The organism is Caulobacter sp. D5 (assembly GCF_003185805.1).
Classification (GTDB): domain Bacteria; phylum Pseudomonadota; class Alphaproteobacteria; order Caulobacterales; family Caulobacteraceae; genus Caulobacter.
The window spans coordinates 1-4,137 of record NZ_QHJY01000267.1 but is presented as its reverse complement, the minus strand read 5'-3'; the positions used below and the strand labels follow the sequence as shown (position 1 = coordinate 4,137).

At 70.1% G+C, this 4,137-nt stretch carries 5 protein-coding genes; 2 read left to right on the top strand and 3 right to left on the bottom strand.

The genetic code is table 11. The annotated features are described in order from the left end of the window. Nucleotides 1–166: 166 nt before the first annotated feature. From pgeF to lgt, 3 genes are read right to left on the bottom strand one after another with little or no spacing between them, the layout of a single operon-like run. The gene (gene pgeF / locus DMC18_RS17170; RefSeq protein WP_110120077.1) at nucleotides 167–952 is read right to left on the bottom strand and encodes a peptidoglycan editing factor PgeF; all 786 of its coding nucleotides are present in this window, start codon (nucleotides 950–952) and stop codon (nucleotides 167–169) included. Continuing rightward, on the bottom strand, nucleotides 949–2,133 hold the full coding sequence (locus tag DMC18_RS17165) for a class I SAM-dependent methyltransferase (protein ID WP_110120079.1): 1,185 nt from the start codon (nucleotides 2,131–2,133) through the stop codon (nucleotides 949–951). The genes pgeF and DMC18_RS17165 overlap by 4 nt, the downstream gene beginning before the upstream one ends. After that, nucleotides 2,133–3,017 carry a prolipoprotein diacylglyceryl transferase gene (lgt, locus tag DMC18_RS17160; protein ID WP_110120076.1) on the bottom strand — a complete coding sequence of 295 codons (885 nt, stop codon included), beginning with the start codon at nucleotides 3,015–3,017 and terminating at the stop codon, nucleotides 2,133–2,135. The genes DMC18_RS17165 and lgt overlap by 1 nt, the downstream gene beginning before the upstream one ends. A 116-nt stretch (nucleotides 3,018–3,133) precedes the next feature. Between lgt and DMC18_RS17155 the strand changes: the two genes are divergently transcribed. Both DMC18_RS17155 and DMC18_RS17150 read left to right on the top strand, forming a co-directional pair. Next, complete coding sequence (locus DMC18_RS17155) at nucleotides 3,134–3,439, top strand: accessory factor UbiK family protein (RefSeq protein ID WP_110120075.1); 306 nt, start codon at nucleotides 3,134–3,136, stop codon at nucleotides 3,437–3,439. Between the two features lie 131 nt (nucleotides 3,440–3,570). Further along, nucleotides 3,571–4,074: a YbjN domain-containing protein gene (locus DMC18_RS17150; protein WP_110120074.1), complete on the top strand. Its 504-nt coding sequence runs from the start codon at nucleotides 3,571–3,573 to the stop codon at nucleotides 4,072–4,074. Nucleotides 4,075–4,137: the final 63 nt, after the last annotated feature.

Below are 4,137 nucleotides of genomic sequence, written 5' to 3'. Positions count from 1 at the left end.
TCCTTCTCCCCTTGCGGGAGAAGGTGTCGCCGAAAGGCGACGGATGAGGGGTCTCTCAGAAATTGAACGCCGCACCCCGTCGATCCGTTTTCGCGGCGGGCAGGGCTTTCGACCCCTCGCCCGACCTCCCTTCGGGAGGCCGCCCTCTCCCGCAAGGGGAGAGGGGTCACCCTTCCAGCATGATCGCCGACAGCAGCCGGCCATAGTCCTTCTGGCCGTTCAGCACCGCGCGGCGGTTGGAGAAGAAGTGGTCGCCCTCGGCGCAGGTGTCGCGGCCGATCCATTCGCGCTGCTCGATCCCGGCGGTCTCGATGCGGTCGAGCACGAAGGACGGCAGGTCGAACATCCGCTTGTCGTCGGCCTTGCCCGGCTTGAAGAACCGCTTGGAGCCGGGGCAGTCGGCCTCGAAGCGGTGCAGGAACTCCAGGCCCACTTCGTAGGAGTCCGGACCGATGCAGGGGCCGACGGCGGCGACCATGCGCTCGGGACGGGCGCCCAGCTCGACCATGGAGTCGACGGCGGCCTGCACGACGCCGTCCAGCGCCCCGCGCCAGCCGGCGTGGGCGGCGGCCACGACGCGGGCCTCGGGATCGACGATCAGCACCGGGGCGCAGTCGGCGTGCAGGGCGCCGCAGACCACGCCCGGCGTCTTGCTGACAACGGCGTCGCCCTGCGGCCGGGCGTCGCCCCACGAGCCGTCGGCGACGATGGCGATGGTCGAGTGGATCTGGAAGCAGGTGTTGAGGTCTTCGCGGTCGACGCCGAACCAGCCGGCGGCGCGGGCGCGGTTCTCGATCACGTCGGCCGGTTCGTCCTGGCTGCCGCGGCCGACGTTGAGGCTGTCGTAGAGGCCCTGCGAGACGCCGCCGTTGCGGGTGAAGAAGGCGTGGCGCAGGCCGGGCACGGTCGCCAGCAGCGACGACTGGACGGTGGGGATGTGAGCTTGCGTCATGCCTCGTCCTCGAAGAGCGGGGGGATGAGCCCCGGCGCGCTCAGGCACGCGACCTTGAAGAGATCGCCCATCTGCGCCGCTCCGGTCAGGCGATCAAGCTGTCTTGCGAGGGTGTCGGCGCGATCGGGCCGCGCGGCGGCCAGCGCCTGGGCCCGGGCCTCGATCCCGAGAGCGCGCAGGAATTGGCCCTGGGTGATCACCGGCGGGGCGTTTGCTCCCGCTTCGCGGGCGGCGTCCAGCACCGAGGGGAAGTCGGCCCAGACGGTCAGGTCGGCCTGGCCGGGATTGTCCAGCGGGCCTTCCTTCCTGTGGGCGCGCAGGGCCTGCAGGGTGTCGCCCGGCTCGGGCGTCGCGCGGCCGTAGTCGATCAGCAGCGCCGCGCCGCCCTCGCGGGCCAGGCGGTGGCCGATCTCCGAGCCCAGGGCTGCCTGGGCGGGCGAGGATTCGAGGACGGCGCCGACGGGCATGCTCCCTTCCCCCTTGATGGGGGAAGGAGTGGGGATGGGGGTGAAGGCGGTTCCGCCGACGAGGGCGGCGCGGTGTCGAGCGCCGCGGTCACCCCCACCCCCGACCCCTCCCCCATCAAGGGGGAGGGGAGAGAGCTTCTTCAGCCCGAACGCCAGTTCCCCGTCCTCGCCCAGCCCCACGACCCGTTCGGCCCAGCCCTCGGCGGTCTTCACGAACTGCTGCGCCGGCAGGCAGTCCAGAAGCTCGTTGGCGACCAGCAGCAGCGGCGCGTTGGCCGGAACCTCCTCCAGCCGGCCGGCCCAGCGCACCGACACCCCGGCCAGTTTCGCCTCCTGGGCCGCGCGCAGCACCGGCGAGACCTCGATCAGCCACAGGTCGGCGGCCTCCAGGAACGGCGGCAACAGGCGGGCGGCGCGCAGGATGTCGCTCATCAGCGTCCCGTCGCCGGGACCCATCTCGACCAGGCGGAACGGCGCGGGGCGGCCCAGGCGGTCCCAGGTCTCCAGCAGCCACAGCCCGACCAGCTCGCCGAACATCTGGCTGACGCCGGGGGCGGTGACGAAGTCGCCTTCCACACCCAGGGCGGGCCGGTTGGCGTAGTAGCCGTCGCGGGGGTCGTGCAGGCAGCGGGTGAAGTATTCGGGAACGCTGATCGGCCCGTCTTGGGCGATCTGGGCCTTCAGGCGGTCGAGCAGCGCGGGTCGTGCGGGGATCAAGACGCGGCCGGCTCCTCGGCGATCGTTTCTTGCGGGGGCGGAGCGACGGGCTCCTTCAGGGCCCGCCAGACCAGCCAGGCGCCGATCAGCAGCATCGGGGTCGACAGCAGCATGCCCATGGTCAGGCCCAGCGGGAAGTTGGGCATGAAGGCGTCGGGCTGGCGCACGTTCTCGAGGCTGGCCCGGAACAGGCCGTAGCAGAGCATGAACAGGCCCACGAGCCCGCCCCGGCGTTGCAGGAAGGCGAAGCGGTGGGTGGCCAGGCGCAGGACCACGAACAGGACCAGGCCTTCCAGCGCCGCCTCGTAGAGCTGGCTGGGATGGCGCGGCAGGTCGCCGGCCACGCAGGCGCCGCCTTCCAGGGCGCGGATGCGGGCGTTGCAGAACACCACGCCCCACGGAACGTCGGTGACCCGGCCCCACAGCTCGCCGTTCACGAAATTGGCCAGGCGGCCAAACAGCAGGCCCAGGGGCGCGACCGGCGCCACCAGGTCGCCGAGCTTGAGCAGGTCGATCCTGTTGCGGCGGGCGAACAGGATCACCGCGGCGCAGACGCCCAGGAACCCGCCGTGGAAGCTCATGCCGCCGTTCCAGACCTGCAGGATCTCCAGCGGCTTGGTCCAGATCAGCGAGGGGCTGTAGAACAGCACGTAGCCCAGGCGACCGCCCAGGATGATGCCCAGCGTGATCCACAGCACCAGGTCGTCGATCTGCTCGGGCGTGGCGGTGGGCGTGCGGCCGCCCCACAGCCGAGAGGTCTTCACCAGCCGCACGGCGTACTGCCAGCCCAGCAGGATGCCGGCCACATAGGCCAGGGCGTACCAGCGGATCGCCAGCGGGCCGAGGTGGATCAGGACGGGGTCGAATTCCGGAAAGATCACGCCGCGCGGCTCCGATCGGGACAGTTGGTCGCAGGGATAGCCGGTTCGCTGTTCGCTTTCATCCCCCGCTCACCATATAAAGGACGTCAGGCGATTTGCGCCCATCCGGAACGACGATGCACAGCCAGAACCCTTTCCTCGACGAGTTCGCCAAGTTCACCCAGGCCGCCATGGGCATCGCCCAGACCGCGGGCGACGAAGCCAAGACCGCCTTCCGCTCGCAGGCTGACCGCTGGGCGGCCGAACTGGATCTCGTGCGTCGCGACGACCTCGAGGTTCTGAAGGCCCAGGTCGCGGCCCTGCAGGCCGAAGTGGCCGCCCTGAAGGCCGAAAAAGCCGCCGCCGAAGCCCCGAAAGCCGCCCCCAAGGCTGCGAAGAAGACCGCTCCGAAGGCGGACGGTACTTCCGGGAAGGGCGAATAAGCACGCTTTTTGCTCGCTTGGAGCGTGAACGCTGTTGTGGCGAAACGCGCGAAGCAGCTTAGACTCCATTCTCGTGGGCGACACCCGGCGGGTCCCACGCCCGTCATCGCCCCTGGGGGCCAAAGGTTCTGATGGACACCCAACCCGACGACGACGTCCTGCTGGCGCTGGATCCCCTCGAGGTGGTCGAGCACGTGCTGGCGGCGGAAAACCTGACCTTCGACCGGACGGAGGACGGCGATCTCGCCTTCGCCCTGACCGGCGACTGGAAGGATTACGAGCTGTGGTTCGCCTGGCGTCCCGAGGCTGATTGCCTGCAGCTCTGCCTGTCACTCGACCTGCGCGCCTCCAAGACCAAACGCCCGGCGGCCTACGAACTGCTGTCGATGATCAACCAGCGCGTCTGGCTGGGCCACTTCGAGGTCTGGACCGATGACGGCGAGGTGGTCTTCCGCCACGCCTTGGCCCTGCCCTCGGGCGAGCGCCCGACCATGGCCCAGGCCGCGTCGATGATCGACGCGGCGGTCGAAGCCGCCGACCGCTTCTATCCGGCCTTCGACTTCCTGCTGCACGGCGCCAAGACCCCCGACCAGGCCATGGCCGCCTGCATGTTCGAGACCGTGGGCCAAGCCTGAGCCCCTTCTCCCCTTGCGGGAGAAGGTGTCGGCGCAAGCCGACGGATGAGGGGTCTCTCAGAC

What these genes read in the sequence shown, in the direction of transcription:
- pgeF (WP_110120077.1), bottom strand. Translation starts at nt 952, where the DNA reads ATGACGCAAGCTCACATCCCCACCGTCCAGTCGTCGCTGCTGGCGACC.
- DMC18_RS17155 (WP_110120075.1), top strand. Translation starts at nt 3,134, where the DNA reads ATGCACAGCCAGAACCCTTTCCTCGACGAGTTCGCCAAGTTCACCCAG.
- DMC18_RS17150 (WP_110120074.1), top strand. Translation starts at nt 3,571, where the DNA reads ATGGACACCCAACCCGACGACGACGTCCTGCTGGCGCTGGATCCCCTC.